We start from the raw sequence: 21049 nt of genomic DNA, 5'->3' as shown, positions 1-21049 counted from the left end.
CGTCGTTTAATATTTTCTATTTCTCATCCTCCACTATCATCTGCACGTCATTGTTCCAGTCAAGTTTTTTATATGCGTTGTTTATTTCCGTATCGCTCGGGCATGTTATGTATGAACTCAGGCCACAATATCTGTTGGGATCTATTACCAGTTCCATGAATTTTGGAGTTGCAGCCTTGTACAATACCGTTTCTTCCAGTTTCTGTCTGAAAGCCTGAACCGGAGCCGGATTCCTGCCATCGGCGGCAAGTTTGTTAATAAAGTCCCCGAAATCATGGAACCAGTGCTTCCCGAAACGGGAGAAAGTCTGTATGTCGGATTTTTTCAATGATGTTATTTCGTCTCTGTAAATATTGAATATGTCTGCAGTGACAGAAGCCAGTTCGCCGAGTTTGGAGCAATCGACAAGTGAAATTGTTGCCGACCTGTTGCCTGCCTCGTACATGTAATAGTTGTAATATTCCTGTGCAACTGCCGTCAGATCCGATTTCTCCTGAAAAATATGCTGCATTATCTTATTGTATGGAAAGCCTTCGGCAAGAATCTCCGCAGGAGACGATATTATGTATTTCGTATTGTTCCTCAACTGATAAGCCACCTCAACATTACCCATATTGCACGCATCAAAGATCAGGAATTCAAGTTCGTAAGGAATTGCCTTGGCCAGAGCTGTGATTTCCATTCCAGGAACATTGAGAGAATCCCCTATGTAATCGTGGCCGAAATAAGAATTGGGCACAGGCCTATGAATGTCCAAGGAAAAGTTTTCGCTTTGTTGATTATCGTCGGGAGAAGGTGAATCGGCATAATACCCTACAGGAACCCATCCCAGACCATGGGACCAGAGAATCAGAGACATTTCATCTGCAGGGAACATGGTTTTTGTAACTTTCATTGCACTTGTCAATGACTCGGTTGCAACAGAACTCTGATAAGGAAACTTATACACTGTATCAAGAACCGGCTGCCCGTTGTCCTGCTTGAGGTGTATGAGAACCGGATGGTTGGGATCTTCCGCCACGTGGCTGTAAATTATGATATTCCCGTCCTTGTCAGGAATATAGCCCTGTTTCATCTGTTCCATGTTGGCCAATGCATGTGAAGATATGTTCGTATTGCCGGCCATATAAACCAGAAGAGTCTTCTTCTTTACTTCAAACTCCTTCTCAACACCAACCACCGCCTCGCAGGAAACGGCTGCAAAGGCCACAAGAACAAGTATAAAGACAAAATTCTTTTTGAACAGGCAAATATTCATACTCCACGTTTTATTTGAACACACAATACACGGCCAGTATTATGAAAATGCAGGCGAACAGATGATTGAGTTTCAAAGGCTCGCTCTTGAACAGCAACACGGAAAACACCACAAAAACTATGAGAGTTACAGCCTCCTGTATGATTTTGAGCTGGAAGAGTGAAAAAGGGCCTCCGTTGCTTATGTGCCCCAGCTTGTTTGCAGGAATCATGAAGCAATACTCAAAGAATGCTATCATCCAGCTTATGAGTATCACTCCGAATACACCCAGTTTGGGAAACGCACCCTTGAAATTGAATTTCAGCTGCCCGTACCAGGCAAAAAGCATGAATGCGTTTGATACAATAAGTAATAATATGGTTGCAATTCCTTTTGACATACACATAAAATACAATCCTGCAAATTTAACATTAAAATATCTATCTTTGCAAACTATAAACAGAAACTGAATGAAAATGAATCTTATTAAAACCATGACATTAGCCTGCGGCCTTGCCGTTTTAGCTTGCGGTTGCCAACAGAAATGCAACGAAGCGGAAGAGTTCAAGTACAGTGTGGACCAGTTTGCGGATCTGCAGATTCTCAGGTACCGCATTCCCGGATGGGACTCCCTTTCACTTGAGCAGAAAGCTTACATCTATGAATTGAGCGAAGCTGCAAAATGCGGCCGCGACATTCTATTTGACCAGAATTTCAAATACAATATCAAGATCAGAAAGACCCTTGAGGCCATCATAGAGGCGAATCCGAACAAGGAGAACAACCCTGAATGGGACAAATTCATGGTATATGCCAAAAGAGTCTTCTTCAGCAGCGGAATACACCACCATTATTCAGAGGACAAGTTCTTCCCTGAATGTTCAAAGGAGTATTTTGCAGCACTGCTCAATGGTATCAGCTATCAGGCACAGCCTTCAGGGAACTGCTCATATCAGGGTAACGAACTGAGCGCCGAGGAACTTCTTGATGTAATTTACAATCCTGAAACCTACCTTCACAGAAGATATCCTAACTCCGACAAGGACATACTCCTTGCTTCAGCCACAAACCTCTATGACGGAAGCATCTCCAAGAAAGAGGCCGAGGAGTTCTATGCAAAGATGGAGGATCCAAAGGATGAGAGGCCTGTTGCCCATGGCCTTAACAGCCGCCTTGCAAAAGTTGACGGAAACATTGTTGAGCAGGTTTATTGCAGCAACGGACTTTACGGCAACGCCATAAACGCCATCATCTCCCATCTTGAAAAGGCAAAGGAGCATGCACAGAACGATATGCAGCGCAAAGCCATTTCAGAGCTTGTTGAATACTACACCACAGGCTCTCTCCAGATGTGGGACCAGTACAATATCACCTGGGTTCAGGATACACTCTCGATAGTTGATTTCGTGAACGGCTTCATTGAGGACTATTGCGATCCTATGGGAAGAAAGGCAGCCTGGGAGTCATCGGTGAATTTCAAGGATGTTGAGGCATCACGCAGAACCGAGATCATCAGCGCAAACGCCCAGTGGTTCGAGGACAACTCCCCGATAAATCCTGAATTCAAGAAAAAGGAAGTAAAGGGCGTGAGCGCAAAGGTTATCACAGTTGCCTGCATCGGCGGCGAGTGCTTCCCTGCAACCCCTATTGGAATCAACCTTCCTAACTCCAACTGGATCAGAAAGGAATACGGCTCAAAATCCGTTACCATTGCAAACATCACAGATGCATACAACAAGGCGGCTGATGAAAATCCAAAGAGCGTAACGAACGAATTCTACTGGGATGAGAACGACATTGCAATGCTCAAGAAATACAGGAACATCACCGGCGACCTCCACACAGACCTTCACGAATGCCTCGGTCACGGTTCAGGCCAGCTGCTTCCAGGGGTTTCACCAAACGCACTGGGTGAATACAACTCCACACTCGAGGAGGCCAGAGCGGACCTTTTCGGGCTCTACTATCTCGCAGATCCTAAGATGCTTGAACTTGGCATAGTTCCTGATGCAGACGCTTACAAGGCAGAATATCTCGGCCAGATGGTCAACGGACTGTTCACACAGTTCGCCAGGGTTGAACTTGGAAGACCAAACACTGAATCACACATGCAGGACCGCAAGCTCATTGCTCAATGGTGCTATGAAAACGGTCTGGCCAGTGTAACAGGCGCAAAGGAGGATGTCATAGAGCAAAGATTCCGTGAAGGAAAAAGATACTTTGTAATCAACAATTACCAGGCTCTGCGCAAACTTTTCGGTAAACTCCTCGCTGAAATTCAGAGAATAAAGTCAGAGGGTGATTACCAGGCAGGGAAGAATCTTGTTGAGACCTATGCAATCAACATTGACCCTGAACTTCACAAAGAGGTACGTGAAAGATATGCATCACTCGAGATCAAGCCTTACAAGGGTTTTATAAACCCTACCATCAGACCTGTTGAGAAGAACGGGGAGATTGTGGACTACGAAGTTGTTTACACCAATGACTATCTGGCACAGATGATGGAGCTCGGTAGCAATTATTCTTTCCTATAGGCCTTTTGTCTGGCAATTCCTATCGGCCTCAGATTCACGTCTGAGGCCGATTTTTTTTATTGAAAAATATTTGTGGAAAATTGTGGAAAAATTTGGAAAACTATGGAAAGATTTGCTTAATTTTGCACATCAAGTCATTGAAATAATGATAAGGTTTATTGGAGAATATACAAGCAAATTGGATGACAAGGGGAGATTGGTATTTCCTGCATCTTTCAGGGCCTTGTTCCCTGAAGGGTGCAAGATATGCCTTGTTGCCAAGAAGGACTTGTATGCGTGCTGCATTGAGATTTTCACCAAGGAGCAATGGGAGGAGGAATCTGCCAGAGTGAAGCAGCGCCTTAACCTTTACAACAGGGAGCACGCCGCTTTCTGGAGGGAATACATGAGGGGGCGAGCTGTTATTGAACCATCAACCGGTCTCAACAGAATCAGCCTGCCTGCAGAAATGCTCCGGCAGGTTGGCATAAGCCAGTCAGCAAAAGAAGTCGTATTCCTGGGAGCCGACCATAAGATTGAACTCTGGTCCAGGGAGAAGTATTCCCTGACAGCCCTGAGTGAGGAAAATTACGAGGCTTTAGCCGAAAAGATACTTGCATAGGGAGGGCTGCATCATGAATGTTCAAGTGCAATCCTATCATACCCCGGTCCTGCTGAAGGAAAGCGTTGATGCACTCCATATAAAAAGCAATGGCATTTATGCAGATGCCACATACGGTGGAGGCGGGCATAGCCGTGAGATTCTCTCCAGACTGGGTGCAAACGGAAAATTGTTCGCATTTGACAGGGATGCGGATGCAATAGGCAACTGCAACGCTCAGGGGAACGCAAATACCCCGAGTTTCTGTCTGATACATAACAATTTCCGTTTTATCAAGAACTTCCTCTGCTACAACAGGCATCCTCTTGCAGACGGGATCCTTGCGGATCTGGGCGTATCCTCACATCAGTTCGACATTGGAGAAAGAGGCTTTTCATTCAGGTATGACGCTCCGCTTGATATGAGAATGAACAGGCTGTCGGGCAAGAACGCCGCTTCGGTGGTGAATGACAGATCCAGGGAGGAACTTGAATATATTTTCGGCACATACGGTGAAGTTGACAGTCCCGGAAGAGTTGCGGCAGCCGTAATCAAGGCAAGGGAGAGGAAGAGGATAGAAACAACTGCGGATCTGGCTGTCGCTGTGAAACAGTTTTATAATACTCAGACGGAGCACAAGTTCCTGGCAAAGCTGTTTCAGGCTCTGAGAATAGAAGTGAATGACGAGATGAGGTCTCTGGAATATTTCCTTCTGGGAGCCCTGGATTCGTTGAAGAGCGGTGGAAGGCTGTCCATCATAACGTATCATTCACTGGAGGACAGGATGGTCAAGAATTTCCTCAAGTGCGGCAATGTGCAGGGTGAGGTGAAAAAGGATTTCTACGGCAGGCTTGAATCACCCTTCAGGCTGGTTACAAGAAAGCCTGTGGTTCCTTCAGAAGAGGAGATATCAACAAATACAAGAAGCAGAAGCGCCAAGCTGAGGGTTGCTCAGAAAATTTGAACGGAAAGATGGGAGTTAAAAGCATATTTTCAATTTTCAACGGCAAATTCCTGAAAGGAGTTTTCGAGAAAGGCAACAGAGTATTCATACTCTATGTCTTTGCTCTTCTGGTCCTGTGCATAAGCCTCAACATTGCCGTTGCCAACACCAGGCTCAAGCATATACACTGCAGCAACGAACTGATCAACCTCAAGGCCGACTACAGAAGCAAGATGGCAAGACTGCAGTTTGAAAGCAAGAGGGAGGAGGTCATTGAAAGGCTCGCATTCATGAAATCAAGTTTACAGCAGCCAACAAAGCCTGCTGTGCGTATAAAAACAGAAGAATAACAACGGAGATTATGGGGAAAATAAACTTCAGCAGACTGGTTCTTGTTTTCTGGGTATTCCTGTTGCTTATGCTTCTGGCAATAGGCAAGATTGTATATCTGCAGTACGTCAGGCCTCCGGAGAAAGGTTCCTACGAAATAGCATACAAGTTCAAGAAAGTGGAATCAATGCGCGGTGACATTCTGGCCACCGACGGAAGGCCTATGGCAACATCAGTGCCTTATTACGAAATAAGGATGGATTTTTCCGTGATTAACCCTGATACGCTGTACAAATATGCAGATGCCGTATCCGACAGTCTGGCTTCACTCTTCAAGGATAAAAATGCAGCCGAATACAAGAAGATGCTGCTTACCGAACGAAGCAGGAAGAAATTGAACCAGTACAAAAGAGTGAGCAAGGTGCTGATTGACTATACAGACCTTATCAGGCTCAAATCCTTCCCTCTGTTCAACAAAGGCAGTAAATACAGTGGTCTGATTATTGAAGACAATTACAAGAGAATACAGCCTTACGGCAATCTTGCAAAGCGTCTGATAGGCTTCATCAACCGGGAGAACGTTGGTACCGGTCTTGAAATCAGCTGCGATTCCCTTCTCAAGGGAGAATCGGGCCTGCAGAAAGTACAGAGATACGTTGGCGGAGAGTGGATTCCTGTTGATGATGAGCGCAACAAAAAGCCTGTTGACGGAATGGACATCAGAACCACCATCAACATAGACTTCCAGGAAGCCGCTCACAAGGCTCTTCTGGAGCAGCTGCAGATTACGGAGCAACTGGAAGGAGCCACTGCAATAGTTATGGAAGTGGAGACCGGAGCCATAAGAGCAATGGTGAATCTCAAGAGGAACAAGAGGGGTGAATTCGATGAAATATACAATTATGCAATCATGCACCCTGGAGAGCCTGGGTCGGTATTCAAGGCCATCACACTCACCTGCCTGCTCGAAGACAAACTCGTGACTCTTGAAACTCCTGTCAATCCCGGCACAGGTGTATGGGCATACGGCAAACAGAAATTCCACGACACTCACTACATTGGACCTTGTACTGTTCAGAAAGCCCTGGAACAGTCATCCAACATTGTTTTTGCAAAACTTGCCGCAGAGAACTATGCCGGCAATCCGGACCGTTTTGTCAACAGGATAAAGAACATGAAAGTTGGAGCGAAGTATGACCTTGCAATAAAAGGAGAGGCCCGTTCCACCATACATTCTCCGGATGAGAAGATATGGAGTGCTTCGTCTCTGCCTTCAATGGCAATAGGCTACTCCACCCTGCTTACGCCTTTGCAGACTCTCACTTTCTATAATGCCATTGCAGCAAACGGCAGGATGAGCCGCCCTTATCTCATTGAGGAATACAGTTTCAAGGGAATGCCTGTAAAGAAGTTCCATCCTACTGTAATCAATGAGGCTATATGTTCGAAGGAAACCGCAAAGACTGTTCAGAAAGCCTTGAGGGCTGTGGTGGAACACGGAACCGGAAGGACAATCGGCAACAGCATGTTCCCGATATCAGGAAAAACCGGAACCTCAAGAATAGCTAACGGAAGACACGGTTACAGTTTCGGTGGCTATATGAAGTATCAGGCAACTTTCGTAGGTTTCTTCCCTTCAAATGCGCCAAAGTATTCAGCCATCGTTGTGCTTTACAGCGGCAAGACAGCAGGAGTATTCTACGGAGCAACATGGGCAGGACCTGTATTCAAGAAGATGGCAGAATACCTGTACAGCGTTTCCCCACAGAACTGGGGTACGGAGGAGGAACACAGCAGCCCCGGCAGACCGGTTCTTTCAAAGGCAAGGGAGGATGAACAGAAGATGGTATTTGCAGAACTGGGCATAAACAGAGGACAGGCGTTGCCTGCAAGGGTGATAGATTCTTCCGTTGCCGCCGATACCGTTATGGGGGATTTTACAGGAATGGGACTCAAGAATGCGCTGTATCTGCTGGAAAGCGAGGGCTTTGATGTGAGTTTCTCCGGAAGCGGAAGAGTGGTGGAGCAATCACCTTCACCGGGCAGCCCCATCAGAAAAGGTGCGCAGGTTCACCTGAGTCTGGGCAATATCAAGCAGACAGACAGCAGTGGAATCGGAGAAATAATAGAACACTTATTATCAAACAAGAAAAAAGAAACGGAATGATGAAACTTGCGGACTTGGTTTCAAAACTTGATATAACTGAATCCTTCATGGGCCGTATGTCCATGGAGGATGATGTGGTTTCAATCAGCGATGATTCCAGACGCTGTGTGAGCGGTGGAATGTTCATTGCTGTGGACGGCGCCATTGTGAACGGAAACGATTACAACCATATGGCCGTTAAGAACGGCGCCGGAGTGATTGTCACATCAATGCCTCTTGAAGAATGCAGGCGGCTGCTGAAATCAAAGCTGCCTGAAAATGCAGATGAAACAACTGTCATCCGCGTAAAGGATTCAAGGATTGCCGTATCTGAAATTGCTTCGCAGTTCTACGGAAATCCCAGCTCAAGAATCAAACTGGTTGGTGTAACCGGCACTAACGGAAAGACATCCATTGCCACAATATTGTACCAGCTGTTCACTAAACTGGGTTACTCCTGCGGTCTGCTCTCTACAGTTGCCAACTGGGTGGGAGACAGAAAATATCCCGCAATAAACACCACGCCGGGACCCATTGAACTCAACAGTCTCCTCCATCAGATGTGCGAGGCCGGCTGCGAGTATTGTTTCATGGAGGTCAGCTCCCATGCCCTGCACCAGAGAAGGACCTACGGGCTTCATTTCACAGGAGCCATATTCACGAACCTCACTCACGATCATCTGGATTACCACAAGACTTTCGCAAATTACCTGGCCTGCAAGAAAACGCTTTTCGATTCACTTGACCCGGATTCCTGGGCTCTGACCAATGACGATGACAGGAACGGAAGGGTGATGGTTCAGAACTGCAAGGGCAGAGTCCTGAGCTATTCTCTCAGAGGCGCTGCGGATTTCCATACAAGGATAATCGAGCACACACTTGAAGGCATGCTTCTGAATATAAACGGCAGGGAATTCTGGTGCAGGCTCATAGGCAGGCATAACGCCTCCAACCTGAGTGCGGTATTCGGAGCAGCAATACTGCTTGGCGCCAATGAGGAGGAAACTGCAACCGCCATGAGCACACTGAAAGGAGCCGAAGGACGTCTGGAATTCCACAGAGGCGGAAACAACCAGACTGCAGCGATTGATTATGCGCACACGCCCGATGCTCTGGAAAATGTACTGAAGGCGCTTAAGGAACTTCCTTACGAATCCGATCTGGTTTGCGTTTTCGGATGTGGCGGTGACCGTGACAGGACAAAGAGACCCGAAATGGCTGCCATAGCCGAAAAATATGCAGACAGGATATTCGTAACTTCTGACAATCCGCGCACGGAGGATCCTATGGCAATAATCAACGACATCATGCAGGGATTCAGTCTGAGCGGCAAATGCAGATGTACGGTCCTGCCTTCAAGATCGGAAGCCATAAGGGCGGCAATACAGCTTACTAGTCCGGGCTCAATGATACTCATTGCCGGCAAAGGGCATGAGGACTATCAGATCATAGGCACGGAGAAAACACATTTCTCAGACCGTGAGGCTGTACTGGAGGCTTTTGACAACAAATAACAGATAAATCAACAGAGATAAAGGAGGATTATAGAAAATGATATACCATCTATTTGAATATCTGCAATCACAGGGAATTGATTTTCCTGGCATACATCTGCTGAACTATATAAGTGTAAGAGCCATTCTGGTGGTTCTGGTATCACTTGTATGTTCACTTGTAATTGCGCCCAGGATAATAGCACGTCTGCAGAAAAAGCAGATTGGCGAGGAGATAAGGGGGCTCGGTCTTGAGGGCCAGATGGCAAAGAAGGGAACACCTACAATGGGTGGAATCATCATTCTCGCATCAATCCTTATTCCTGTACTTCTGTTCGGAAATTTAAGGAACGTATATATCTGGCTGCTTATAATCACCACTGTTGGAATGGGAGCCATAGGTTTTCTTGATGACAGCATAAAGGTTTTCAAGAAAGACAAGAACGGCCTGCGCGGCAAATACAAGATATTCGGTCAGGTTGGCATAGGTCTGATAGTTGCTCTTACACTATGCCTTTCCCCACAGGTGAAGATAAGAACGGGCAGCACTCCGGGCAGTGAAGTGAAAAGTACTATAACAACAATACCTTTTGTCAAGAATCATCAGATAAATTACTCATGGATAATTCCAGGCGATGGCCCTGCACACGACCTTTCTGGATGGATATTCTACGCAGCAGTAGTTATCTTCATCATAACGGCCGTTTCAAACGGAACAAATCTCACCGATGGACTTGACGGACTGGCCGCAGGAACTTCAGCAATAGTGGGAACCACTATAGGAATACTGGCCTATCTGAGTGGAAACGTCATATATGCATCATACTTAGGCACTTTGTTCATCCCCCATTCAAGTGAAGTCGTAATTTTCATGGCTGCCTTCACCGGAGCGCTTGTTGGCTTCCTATGGTTCAACACATTCCCTGCGCAGGTATTCATGGGAGATACAGGAAGCCTTGCCCTTGGCGGAATAATAGCCGTGGCCGCCATAATTATCAGAGTGGAGCTGCTCGTACCTGTTCTTTGCGGCATTTTCTTCGTTGAAAGCCTGAGTGTGATTTTCCAGACCAGTTATTTCAAATACACCAGAAAGAAATATGGCGAGGGTCGCAGAATATTCAAGATGAGTCCGCTGCACCACCATTTCCAGAAAGAAGGCATATCGGCACTTATTCAAAAGCCTGTAAAGGCCATACCGGAAGCAAAAATCGTAGTCAGATTCTGGATTATAACAATATTGTTGTGCATCCTTGCAATCATAACTCTTAAGATCAGGTAAGTCATGAAAAGAATAGTAATACTTGGAGGCGGTGAGAGCGGCGTTGGAAGTGCAATACTGGCTCTGAAGAAAGGATTTGAAACATTCCTTTCAGACAATGGACATATCTCCGACAAATACCGTGGTATTCTGGAAGAATATGGAATAGAATACGAAGATGGTGATCACACAGCTGAAAAGATTCTCAATGCCAGTCTGATAATTAAAAGTCCCGGTATTCCGAACAACGCTCCGCTTGTAAAGGAAGCGCTTGATGCGGGAATTCCTGTGATTTCCGAAATTGAATTCGCCGGAAGATATGACAGGTCCGTAAAGATATGCATAACCGGTTCAAACGGCAAGACCACCACCACCTCACTCATTTATCAAATATTGAAGAAAGCAGGATATAATGTTGGTCTGGGCGGAAACATAGGCGCAAGTTACGCACGAGGAGTTGCAGAATGCAACTTCGACTATTACGTATTGGAGTTGAGCAGTTTCCAGCTCGACGGCATGTTCGATTACAAAGCGGACGTGGCCATAATTATGAACATCACACCGGACCACCTTGACCGCTATGATTTCATAATGGACAATTATACGAACTCCAAATTCAGGATTACAAGGAATATGGATGCCGGCTGCAGTTTCATATATTGTGCCGACGACCCTGTTACAATGGAGCAGATGGACAGAAGGACTTTCAGTGCTGCTCTCAAGCCTTTCTCCAGAGAGAAGGAAATGAAGGATGGGGCCTGGATGAATGAAAAATCGGAACTGGTTTCGAACGGTTTCTCCATTCCGGTTTCCGAAATCCTGCTGGAAGGCAAGCACAATATGTACAACTGCATGGCTGCCATACTTGCGGCAAGAGCTGTTGGTGTGAATGATGAAATTATCAAGGCCTCTCTTAGAGAGTTCGGAGGAGTGGAGCACAGGATGGAAAAATGCGGCGTTGTCAACGGAGTTCAGTATATCAATGACTCCAAGGCAACCAACGTTGATTCCGCATGGTACGCCCTTGATGCAATGAAAACTCCCGTAGTTTGGATAGCAGGAGGAAAGGACAAGGGAAACGACTATGAACCGCTGTTCGGATTTGTAAAGGACAAGGTGCACACCCTCATTTGCATGGGTTTGCATAACGAGAAACTTCACGACAATTTCGGTGACAAAGTTGGCAATATGGTTGATGCGCTGAGCGCTCAGGAAGCCGTAAGACTTGCTTCAGAGCATGCAAAAGCCGGAGATACCGTCCTGCTTTCACCTTGCTGTGCAAGCTTTGACCTGTTCAAGAGTTACGAAGACAGGGGCAAGCAGTTCAAGGCGGCCGTGGAACAATTGCAGAACAATTTGAAATAGAAGAAGTATTATGGCAGTCAATGAAGATGGCATAGAAAAAAGAGATGGCAGCATGCTGAGCGGTCTGCTGGGCGACAAGCCGATCTGGGGCTTTACAATACTTATGTTCCTAGCATCGATTGTGCTCATATACTCTTCCACAAGCAGTCTGGCGCGCAGCGAAAACAGTTCCAACTGGGCATATATGATAGCCCAGACCAAACTGGTGATAGTAGGTTTTCTCACCCTGTTTGCAGCCTATATGGTTCCTTTGAAGTGGTACAGGGGACTGGCCAAGCCCATGTTCTATGTCTCCATTGTACTGCTTGTTCTCACAGTTACTGTTGGCACGGAAATAAATGGCGCTAAAAGATGGCTCAAGATTCCAGGTCTGGGATTCTCCTTCCAGACAAGCGAACTTGTAAAGATCACCCTCGTTCTATATCTGGCCAAGATACTTGAACGGGTTAATCTGGACACGTTCAAGTCATACGCCATATGGGTTGTTGCTCCAATAGGTGTAACCTGCGTTCTTGCGGCGGTTGGAAGCATATCCACCGCACTGTTCTTTGCTCTGCTGTCATTTTTCATTCTCATCATTGGCGGAATAAAGTGGTCGCATTTATGGAAAACAATTGGTATCGCCTTTTTAACAGGTATTCTGATTGTTGGAATAAATGCATTGACAGACACTTTCCCTAGAATCAACACAGCTATGAACAGGCTGCTCACTCATGTGAAGGCTGAAAAGGTTGTGGCGGATTCAAGCGCATCAAACACCTTTGAAGTAAAGATGGCAAAGCAGAGGGAAGATGCTAAAACTTACCAGTCCGATATGGCCAAGGCTGCAATTGCGGACGGAAAGATACTTGGCAAAGGCCCCGGTTGCAGCACACAACGCTATGTCCTTCCGGAGGCACATTCCGATTTCATCTTCTGTATTATCGTGGAGGAATACGGATTGCTCGGAGCCTCCATTATTATAATATTGTATGTGGGGTTCTTTGCAAGATGCGTGTCAATTGTAAAACGATGCAAGAGAGTGTTCAGTTCCATCGCCGTTGCAGGAATCGCCACAAGTTTCCTGATTCAGGCAGTGCTGCACATTTTCGTTAACACAGGCATACTGCCTGTAACAGGACATACTTTGCCATTGATAAGTCTTGGAGGCACATCGTTCGTTCTGTCTTCACTGGCTTTGGGAATAATTCTATCAATAAGCCGAACATTGGAAGTTAGCAAGTCATGAGAGTAATAATAAGCGGAGGTGGCACCGGAGGCCACATATTTCCTGCAATTTCAATAGCGGGAGCCATAAAGGCCAAGGAACCTGATGCGGGGATACTTTTTGTTGGAGCAAGCGGCAGAATGGAAATGACGCGCGTTCCGGCTGCCGGTTATAAAATAACAGGCATACCTGCACGCGGTCTGAAAAGGCCGTTGTACTCATTGTCCAACATCGGAGTTGCAATCGATTATTTCAGATGCAAGGCTAAAGCCAGGAAAATCATAAAGGAATTCAGGCCTGACCTGGTGGTTGGTGTCGGCGGATATGCCAGTGCGGCCATAGTAGCTGCGGCCTCCAGTATGAAAATACCTGTTCTGCTGCAGGAGCAGAACTCTTTCGCAGGTCTCGTGAACAGGAAGAACGGAAAGAATGCATCACTGATATGCGTGGCATATAAAGGGATGGAGAGGTTCTTTCCAAAGGAGAAGATCATTCTTACCGGAAATCCGGTAAGGTCGGATATCATTGCGCCCAACGAGAGCATGAAGCAGGAGGCTTGCAAGGAATTCGGGCTGAGCCCTAACAAGAAAACCGTCTTCTTTGTAGGCGGATCCCTTGGATGCCGCACCCTTAACGAATTCGTGAAGAAAATGATTGCCAAAGGGCACCCGCTCTACCAGATAATATGGCAGTGCGGGAGCTACTATAAGGATGAATGCAGCAGATTCATGGCTTCCAGCAGAGATAGTTCCCTGTACTGGTCTGATTTCATAAAGAGTATGAATCTGGCCTACGCCATGGCTGATGTTGTTGTTTCAAGAGCAGGAGCAGGTACTATTTCCGAACTGTGCATTGCTGGCAAGTGCACGATTTTCGTGCCGTCTCCTGTGGTGGCCGAAGACCATCAGACCCACAACGCAATGGCCCTTGTGAAGGCGAATGCTGCAATGATAGTGAAAGACTCGGATGCAATGCTGGAACTTGCATACAAAATAGACAGTCTCATTTCAAACGATGAAAAGATAAAGGAACTGAGTTCGAACATTTCGGCCCTGGCCAAACGTGACGCTGCATCAGTGATTGCGGAAAAATGCTTTGAACTGGCCCGGAAACGTGAACAGAAAAAATGACAAACGTATATTTCATAGGCATCGGCGGTATTGGCATGAGTGCCATAGCCCGCTATTACAACAATCTCGGATACAAGGTGAGCGGATATGACAGGACTCCTTCCAGACTTACCGATGCACTTGTGTCCGAAGGTATCGACATACATTTCACGCCCGACTGCTCTGCAATTCCGGATGACGTTGCCAGGACTCTGGTGATATACACACCGGCTGTGAGCGAGGATATGGAGGAAATGATGTATGTAAGGGAAAAGGGCTATGAAATTGTAAAGCGGTCAAAAGCCCTTGGAAAGATTTCCTCTAATGAATTCACACTGGCGGTTGCCGGAACTCACGGAAAGACATCCACCAGTACAATGATAGCGCACATATTCACACAGGTCGGTAACGGATGCAACGCTTTTCTCGGTGGCATTTCAAAGAACTACCATACGAATCTTCTCCTCAGCAGGAGCAGGACGCTCGTGGCCGAGGCTGATGAATTTGACCGCTCGTTCCTTCAGCTCTATCCCGATGTTGCAGTCATAACGGCAACGGATGCGGACCATCTTGACATATACGGCACTCACGAGAAAGTTCTGGAGGCATACGCAGAATTCGCTTCGCAGGTAAAGAATACAGGACATCTTATAGTAAAGAAGGGGGTGAAGCTTGACAAAGGGAATGTAGGCGCAAGGATATGGTCATACGGTATTGACAGGCCGGCGGATTTCTATGCGGAGAACCTCAGGCTCATGGATGGCGGATACTATGAATTCACTTTCAGACATCCGGCCGGTGAAATCCGGGGCTGCAGACTTGGCGTTCCGGGCATCATTCAGGTTGAGAACGGTATTGCCGCAGCCGCAGCCGCAATTCTGGGAGGCGTATCACCTGCAAAGGCATGGGAAGCGCTCGCATCTTTCAAGGGAGCCGAAAGAAGACTTGATGTGCACGTGAACAGGCCTGACAAAGTATATATTGATGATTATGCACACCATCCAGCAGAAATTGCCAGCGCCTTGCAATCCATCAGAAGCATGTTCCCCGGCAGAAAGATTTGCGCCGTTTTCCAGCCGCATCTTTTCACAAGGACAAGGGACTTTGCCGAAGATTTCGCACATAGTCTCTCACTTGCCGACAGTGTGATACTGCTTGGGATTTACCCGGCGCGCGAAAAGCCCATACCCGGTGTTACTTCTGAACTCATTTTCAACAGAATCACCTGCCAGGACAAGGTCCTTATAGACAAGGAGGAACTTCTGGACCTGCTGAAGACAAAGGACACGGATGTTCTCGTTACATTAGGAGCAGGTGACATAGACAGATACATTGACAAGATAACAGCATTGAAAGAAGCCTGATATGTTCAAGAAAATTCTGAAATATTTTACAATAGCAGTTCTGGGAGCGGCCGCTGCATCATACTTCTTCTTTGTCTCCAGCATTTCCGCTTCCGCAGAGAGAAACGAAGTTGTGAGGAAAATGGATATAGTGATAAAGGACAGTGCACAGCTCAGGTTCATTGACAAAAGCATTGTGCGCAATATTTACCATACCGAATTCGGCAATCCGGAAGGAGTGAACATACGCAAGCTCAAGCTGGGGGCCATTGAAAACTACCTCAACTCGCAGAGTGCTATAAAGAAGGTTCAGGTCATGGTCACAACCAGCGGAGTGCTCAGGATTGAAATAGAACAAAGGAGACCGATTCTGAGACTGGCTGCCGCACAAGGCGGATACTACGTTGATGAAACCGGATACATATATCCTTTGCAGAACACATTCATCTCATACGTTCCCGTAGTCAGCGGCAATATACCTGTTACTATAACGGACAACGGGAAAGTGCTTTCATACAAGGACGAGAAAGGATGGATGAAGGAAATGGTGGCGCTCGTATCGTACATTGATGCGAATCCGTTCTGGAATTCCATGATAGAGCAGATGAACATCAATGACAATGGAGAGCTTGAACTTTTCACTCAGATAGGCAATGCGAAAATCCTGTTCGGAGACCTGCACAAGGTCCGGGCCAAGTTTGCCAGACTCAAGGCCTTCTACAAGAAGATAGCCCCTGAATGGGGATGGGAAAGATACAAGGAGATAAATCTGAAATATGACAATCAGATAGTCTGTGTTTTGAACAAGAAAAACTAAACATATATGGGGAACAATAATCTGATAGCAGTGATAGACCCTGGAACCAGTTACATCAAAGTGTTCGTAGGGCAGAAAAGCGATTATGGCACAAGGCTGTCGGCCGGCGCAATTGTGAAATCATCCGGTATTCGCAGAGGTGAGATCATAAACACCCTGCACACTTCCGATTGTCTTGCCAGAACTTTGAAGAAAATCAAGGATGAGCAAGGGGTGGAAATCAATCAGGCTTATATTGTATGTGCCACGGAAGACATGGTCTGCCTTTCAAAGAATGGAGAGATGGACCGTAGCGCAAATCTGCGTGAAACAGTGATTTCAAGGTCGGAACTCGACTCCATGAAGAAGGACATAGCCGAAGCCTGCAAGTCGCAGGGCAGAACGGTATATTCAACCATACCTCAGGTGTACAGTGTTGATGACTGGATGGGACTTCCCGAATCTGATGTCGAGGGCACTATTGGCAGGCGCATTGCCGCCTCATACAAAGTCATAACGGGTAAAAGCAGTTTTGCCCTTGCCTGCGAGAAAGTAATGAACATTACTGGGATAGAAGTAAAAGGTTATATTGTGTCCCCTATCGCAAGTGCATATTCAACACTTTCTGAAGATGAAAGGGAACTCGGAGTAGCACTTGTTGATATAGGAAGTTCCAAGACTTCCATCGTGGTGATAAAGGAAAATATTGTAAGATATGTTGCGGTAATAAGTTTCGGAGGGAACAATGTTACCGAGGACATAATGAAGGAGTGCAATGTGGTGCGCGAGGTTGCCGAAGAGATAAAGTGCCATCACAGTTCATGCATTCCGGCTCTTGCGGAACACGACAAGATGTTTGTCATTCAATCTCCTGCAGGAAAGGACAAAAGGAAATATTCCTTTGATTTCATATCAGAGATAATAGGCGCCAGGGTCAGCGAGATTCTTGAAGCCGTATTATGGCACATTGAACAGTCAGGATATATGGAAGAACTTGGCATGGGACTGGTCATCACAGGTGGCTCATCCAACATCCTGCATATTGACAAACTGGCGGAGCAGATAACCAAACTTGGCACCAGAATTGCCGAGCCTTCCGGCAACATCTCCAACGATACTGATATAAACATAAGCGACCCTTCATACTCCGCCGCCATAGGTGCAATTCAATATTGCCTGAACGAATATCCACAACCTGAATATATTAGTGACTTCTCAAAGAACAGGTACACTGATTCGAATCCTAAGGAAAGCACTCTTTTCACCGATATTGAAAAAGGCAGGGAAGGCAACAAAAAGGTGGAGCGTAATGATGCAGACGGGGAAATTATGGATAAGGAACTTGAGAGACAGAAGGACAGAGAAAGCAGAAACAGGGAAAAAGAGGAGGAAAAAGCCAGAAAAAAGGAAAAGAAGAGGAAGCAGAAGGAAGAAAAGGAAAGGCTCAAGGAAGAAAGGAGAAGGGAAAGAGCGGCCAGGCCAGGTTTTTTTGACAAACTCAAGAAATCATTAATGAACACGGATATGTTTACAGATGACAACGAGGCATAGAGCAGTTCACCAAACAATCTAAATCAGACACATTATGAACGGAATAGATCCAAACAATAATAATTTCATAGTTCCAAAGGACTGGGATTACAACAACCATAACAAGATTAAAGTGATTGGAGTTGGCGGTGCAGGCTGCAATGTTGTCACTCACGTATTTCACAAATGTGTGAACAAGGAAGTTGACTTCGTACTTTTCAACACAGATGAGCAGTCACTTGCCATAAGCGATGTTCCAACAAAGATAAGACTTGGTCACAAGGGCATAGGTGCGGGTTGTGACCCTGCAAAGGCGCGTGAAGCGGCCCTTGAGACACAGGACGCCATCAAGGAGATATTCAATGATGAGAGCGAGCTTGTATTCATAGCTGCTGGAATGGGCGGCGGCACAGGCACCGGAGCGTCTCCATACATTGCCAAGATTGCCAAGGAAGCAGGAAAGGTTGTTGTAGGTGTTCTCACCTTCCCCGCAAGGGATGAAGGAAGAGCGGCTCTGAGAAAGGCATCGCACGGAATCGAGGAGATGAAGAAATACCTCAACAGCCTTCTCATTGTTGACAACCAGAAGATTTATGAAATCTACGGAGGCGACATATTCGTTGAGGCTTTCCACAAGGCCGATGACGTGATGGTATCCGCTGTGAAGAGCATCATAGACATCATCACCACCAAGGGCCATATCAACGTGGACCTTGCCGACGTAAGGATGGTCATGGAGAACAAGGGAATGGCCATAATGGGTATAGGTGAAGGTGAAGGCGAAGACAGGGCCGTGAAAGCGGTTGAAGCTGCATTCGCTTCCCCTTTACTTAACGACAGTGACCTCAAGACAGCAAAAGGAGCCATTGTGAACATCACCAGCAGCCTTGAAAATGGTATGACAATGACCGAACTTTCACAGATTGTTGAATATGTGAACTCTAACACAGGTAATCCGGAGAAGTTCAAGAGAGGTATTGTTATTGATCCGGAACTTGCAGGAAAGATAAGAATCACTGTGGTTGCAACCGGATTCAAGCTTACCAATCTTCCATCCTTTGACAATCTCGACGACGAAGAGGAAGGGAACGTCATTCTTAGCAGCAATGGAATCTTTGAATCAGAGAATTACGATGCCAGAACTTCCGACAATTCCGATACAGGCATGGGACAGGGTGACTTTGCAGAATATGATCCTTCAATGTTCTACAAGGGAAACGGCAAACCTGCGCTCGTACTTGAGCCGGGAGAGGACCGTATGACCTTTGAAAAGGAAAGTGCCTACAGACGCAGACAAAGAATAAAACAAAACAGCAAATAATATGGATCAGAAGAAAAGAAGAGTAAGATTCGCTCCTTCTCCAACAGGCCCGCTTCACATGGGCGGAGTAAGGACAGCTTTGTACAATTATCTGTTTGCAAAGCAGGCTGGGGGCGATTTCATATTGAGAATAGAGGACACCGATTCCAACAGATTCGTTCCCGGCGCTGAAAAATACATTATTGATGCCCTCAGATGGTGCGGAATATATCCCGATGAAGGCGTTGATGCGGAAGGCAGGATAGTTTCCGTTCCATCTGAAAGGCATCCGCACGCTCCTTACAGACAGTCCGAGCGCAAGCCTATATACAGAAAATACGCACAGCATCTCGTTGACGCCGGATGGGCCTACTACGCATTCGACTCCGCAGAGGAGCTCGATGCTAAAAGAAAGGAAGCAGAAGCTAATAAGCAGACCTTCAGTTACAACCATGCAAGCAGGAACTCATTGAGGAATTCCCTCACCCTGCCTGAAGACGAAGTCAAGAGGCTTCTTGAAACCACCGACAACTGGACAATCAGGTTCAAGAACCCTGAGAACCGCACGGTTGAGATGGACGATATGATACGCGGCCATATTTCAATGAACACCAACACCCTTGATGACAAAGTTCTCTGGAAGGCCGCAGACCAGCTCCCAACCTATCACCTTGCCAACATTGTTGATGACCATCTGATGGAAATCACCCACGTTATCCGCGGTGAGGAATGGCTTCCTTCCCTCCCGCTGCACTATCTGCTTTATGAAGCATTCGGATGGACCGATACCCAGCCGCGCTTCGCACACCTCTCCCTCCTTCTCAAGCCCGACGGAAAGGGCAAGCTCAGCAAGAGAGACGGAGACCGCCTTGGCTTCCCTGTTTTTCCACTGCGATGGGTAAATGCACAGGGTGAGGTTTCACGCGGTTACCGCGAGGACGGCTACTACCCTCAGGCATTCATAAACATGCTTGCCCTTCTTGGATGGAACCCTGGCACAGAGCAGGAGATATTCAGCCTTGAAGAACTCACACAACTCTTCTCAATGGAGAAGGTTGTGAAATCTGGAGCCCGCTTCAACCCTGAAAAGGCAAAATGGTTCAATCAGGAATATCTGCGTATGAGAAGCAACGAGCAGCTTGCTTGCGAATTTGAAGAACTTCTAAAATCTTTCACCTGCGATAGGGAAAGAAATCTCACCCATGCCGAACTCACCGAACTCAGCGGCCTTATCAAGGAAAGAGCGCATTTCATCACGAACTTCCTTACAATCTGCCCTTATATCTTTGCCGCACCAACGCAGTACGATGAGAAGGACACAAGGAAATTCTGGACGGATGACGCAAAGGCAATAATGCCGCAGGTAATAGAGCGCATTGAATCAATCGACTGCAAATATACCGTGGACTGCCCTGAGCATCTTCCTGCTGCGGAAGCGGTTCCTCATATAGAGGAAAGCCTCACTTCGCTCATAACGGAGAACGGATGGAAGATGGGCGCTGTAATGAACGCCCTCCGCCTCTTCTTTGTAGGACAGGCCAAGGGCCTCGGCATTGCCGACATAATTTACTATCTCGGCAAGAAGGAGGCCCTCGGCAGAATCAGGAAAGCGGTGGAAACGCTTTAGTTTAAAGCGTTCGGTTACTGATTCATTTTGTTTCCTTTCAAATCATACAGGACGTAAGGATTTTCGGAACTGCATATTGAAACATTGCATTGAATCATGCTTTCCGATGCCAGTTCAACGCTACCATACATTGCAAAAAAATTACTCGGGCGGTTCATTTGCTATTCAAAACGCTTTTATTTATATTCGCAAAATTGGAAACAGGAGAGCAGTTATGGAAGAAGCCAAGAGATACAGGGAGCCCTGGG

17 protein-coding genes are annotated in these 21049 nt (G+C 46.6%); 15 read left to right on the top strand and 2 right to left on the bottom strand.

Features of this window, described 5'->3' with window-relative positions; genetic code table 11:
• Window positions 1-16: 16 nt before the first annotated feature.
• Complete coding sequence (locus AC06L3_RS01415) at window positions 17-1258, bottom strand: clostripain-related cysteine peptidase (protein ID WP_475668843.1); 1242 nt, start codon at window positions 1256-1258, stop codon at window positions 17-19.
• A gap of 10 nt (window positions 1259-1268) precedes the next feature.
• Window positions 1269-1637, bottom strand: a complete 369-nt coding sequence (locus tag AC06L3_RS01410; protein ID WP_475668842.1) for a DMT family protein — start codon at window positions 1635-1637, stop codon at window positions 1269-1271.
• Window positions 1638-1707: 70 nt separating this feature from the next.
• On the opposite strand from AC06L3_RS01410, the gene AC06L3_RS01405 reads away from it, so the two are divergent.
• The 15 genes from AC06L3_RS01405 to gltX all read left to right on the top strand — a co-directional run bounded on the left by AC06L3_RS01405 (window position 1708) and on the right by gltX (window position 20801).
• Window positions 1708-3774: a dipeptidyl-peptidase 3 family protein gene (locus tag AC06L3_RS01405; protein WP_475668841.1), complete on the top strand. Its 2067-nt coding sequence runs from the start codon at window positions 1708-1710 to the stop codon at window positions 3772-3774.
• Window positions 3775-3919: 145 nt separating this feature from the next.
• The gene (locus AC06L3_RS01400) at window positions 3920-4375 is read left to right on the top strand and encodes a division/cell wall cluster transcriptional repressor MraZ (protein ID WP_475668840.1); all 456 of its coding nucleotides are present in this window, start codon (window positions 3920-3922) and stop codon (window positions 4373-4375) included.
• Window positions 4376-4388: 13 nt separating this feature from the next.
• Complete coding sequence (gene rsmH, locus AC06L3_RS01395) at window positions 4389-5318, top strand: 16S rRNA (cytosine(1402)-N(4))-methyltransferase RsmH (RefSeq protein WP_475668839.1); 930 nt, start codon at window positions 4389-4391, stop codon at window positions 5316-5318.
• Window positions 5315-5647, top strand: coding sequence for an FtsL-like putative cell division protein (locus AC06L3_RS01390; RefSeq protein ID WP_475668838.1), 333 nt, complete (start codon window positions 5315-5317; stop codon window positions 5645-5647). The genes rsmH and AC06L3_RS01390 overlap by 4 nt, the downstream gene beginning before the upstream one ends.
• An 11-nt stretch (window positions 5648-5658) precedes the next feature.
• Window positions 5659-7794: a penicillin-binding protein gene (locus AC06L3_RS01385; protein WP_475668837.1), complete on the top strand. Its 2136-nt coding sequence runs from the start codon at window positions 5659-5661 to the stop codon at window positions 7792-7794.
• A complete protein-coding gene (locus AC06L3_RS01380) occupies window positions 7791-9287 on the top strand; it encodes a UDP-N-acetylmuramoyl-L-alanyl-D-glutamate--2,6-diaminopimelate ligase (protein ID WP_475668836.1) in 1497 nt (498 codons plus the stop codon). The genes AC06L3_RS01385 and AC06L3_RS01380 overlap by 4 nt, the downstream gene beginning before the upstream one ends.
• Before the next feature lie 37 nt (window positions 9288-9324).
• Window positions 9325-10545: a phospho-N-acetylmuramoyl-pentapeptide-transferase gene (gene mraY / locus AC06L3_RS01375; RefSeq protein WP_475668835.1), complete on the top strand. Its 1221-nt coding sequence runs from the start codon at window positions 9325-9327 to the stop codon at window positions 10543-10545.
• A 3-nt stretch (window positions 10546-10548) separates the two neighbouring features.
• Entirely contained in the window at window positions 10549-11889 is a 1341-nt protein-coding gene (gene murD, locus AC06L3_RS01370) for a UDP-N-acetylmuramoyl-L-alanine--D-glutamate ligase (RefSeq protein WP_475668834.1), read from the top strand.
• Between the two features lie 10 nt (window positions 11890-11899).
• Complete coding sequence (locus AC06L3_RS01365; RefSeq protein ID WP_475668833.1) at window positions 11900-13117, top strand: FtsW/RodA/SpoVE family cell cycle protein; 1218 nt, start codon at window positions 11900-11902, stop codon at window positions 13115-13117.
• Complete coding sequence (gene murG / locus AC06L3_RS01360) at window positions 13114-14226, top strand: undecaprenyldiphospho-muramoylpentapeptide beta-N-acetylglucosaminyltransferase (protein ID WP_475668832.1); 1113 nt, start codon at window positions 13114-13116, stop codon at window positions 14224-14226. Before AC06L3_RS01365 ends, murG begins: the two co-directional genes overlap by 4 nt.
• The gene (murC, locus tag AC06L3_RS01355; RefSeq protein WP_475668831.1) at window positions 14223-15569 is read left to right on the top strand and encodes a UDP-N-acetylmuramate--L-alanine ligase; all 1347 of its coding nucleotides are present in this window, start codon (window positions 14223-14225) and stop codon (window positions 15567-15569) included. Before murG ends, murC begins: the two co-directional genes overlap by 4 nt.
• Before the next feature lies 1 nt (window position 15570).
• Window positions 15571-16365: a cell division protein FtsQ/DivIB gene (locus AC06L3_RS01350; protein WP_475668830.1), complete on the top strand. Its 795-nt coding sequence runs from the start codon at window positions 15571-15573 to the stop codon at window positions 16363-16365.
• 6 nt (window positions 16366-16371) lie between these two features.
• Complete coding sequence (gene ftsA, locus AC06L3_RS01345; RefSeq protein ID WP_475668829.1) at window positions 16372-17895, top strand: cell division protein FtsA; 1524 nt, start codon at window positions 16372-16374, stop codon at window positions 17893-17895.
• A gap of 34 nt (window positions 17896-17929) precedes the next feature.
• Window positions 17930-19195 (top strand): cell division protein FtsZ, encoded by a 1266-nt coding sequence (gene ftsZ, locus AC06L3_RS01340; RefSeq protein WP_475668828.1) that lies wholly within the window; start codon window positions 17930-17932, stop codon window positions 19193-19195.
• A gap of 1 nt (window position 19196) precedes the next feature.
• Entirely contained in the window at window positions 19197-20801 is a 1605-nt protein-coding gene (gene gltX / locus AC06L3_RS01335) for a glutamate--tRNA ligase (RefSeq protein ID WP_475668827.1), read from the top strand.
• Window positions 20802-21049: the final 248 nt, after the last annotated feature.

The sequence above is a fragment of the Candidatus Egerieousia sp. genome (assembly GCF_056211015.1).
This window is presented reverse-complemented; position numbering and strand designations above follow the sequence as displayed.

Bases quoted from the DNA above. Each gene is read 5' to 3' on its own strand.
- AC06L3_RS01415 (WP_475668843.1), bottom strand. From the start codon at position 1,258: ATGAATATTTGCCTGTTCAAAAAGAATTTTGTCTTTATACTTGTTCTT.
- AC06L3_RS01410 (WP_475668842.1), bottom strand. From the start codon at position 1,637: ATGTCAAAAGGAATTGCAACCATATTATTACTTATTGTATCAAACGCA.
- AC06L3_RS01405 (WP_475668841.1), top strand. From the start codon at position 1,708: ATGAAAATGAATCTTATTAAAACCATGACATTAGCCTGCGGCCTTGCC.
- AC06L3_RS01400 (WP_475668840.1), top strand. From the start codon at position 3,920: ATGATAAGGTTTATTGGAGAATATACAAGCAAATTGGATGACAAGGGG.
- rsmH (WP_475668839.1), top strand. From the start codon at position 4,389: ATGAATGTTCAAGTGCAATCCTATCATACCCCGGTCCTGCTGAAGGAA.
- AC06L3_RS01385 (WP_475668837.1), top strand. From the start codon at position 5,659: ATGGGGAAAATAAACTTCAGCAGACTGGTTCTTGTTTTCTGGGTATTC.
- AC06L3_RS01380 (WP_475668836.1), top strand. From the start codon at position 7,791: ATGATGAAACTTGCGGACTTGGTTTCAAAACTTGATATAACTGAATCC.
- mraY (WP_475668835.1), top strand. From the start codon at position 9,325: ATGATATACCATCTATTTGAATATCTGCAATCACAGGGAATTGATTTT.
- murD (WP_475668834.1), top strand. From the start codon at position 10,549: ATGAAAAGAATAGTAATACTTGGAGGCGGTGAGAGCGGCGTTGGAAGT.
- AC06L3_RS01365 (WP_475668833.1), top strand. From the start codon at position 11,900: ATGGCAGTCAATGAAGATGGCATAGAAAAAAGAGATGGCAGCATGCTG.
- murG (WP_475668832.1), top strand. From the start codon at position 13,114: ATGAGAGTAATAATAAGCGGAGGTGGCACCGGAGGCCACATATTTCCT.
- murC (WP_475668831.1), top strand. From the start codon at position 14,223: ATGACAAACGTATATTTCATAGGCATCGGCGGTATTGGCATGAGTGCC.
- AC06L3_RS01350 (WP_475668830.1), top strand. From the start codon at position 15,571: ATGTTCAAGAAAATTCTGAAATATTTTACAATAGCAGTTCTGGGAGCG.
- ftsA (WP_475668829.1), top strand. From the start codon at position 16,372: ATGGGGAACAATAATCTGATAGCAGTGATAGACCCTGGAACCAGTTAC.
- ftsZ (WP_475668828.1), top strand. From the start codon at position 17,930: ATGAACGGAATAGATCCAAACAATAATAATTTCATAGTTCCAAAGGAC.
- gltX (WP_475668827.1), top strand. From the start codon at position 19,197: ATGGATCAGAAGAAAAGAAGAGTAAGATTCGCTCCTTCTCCAACAGGC.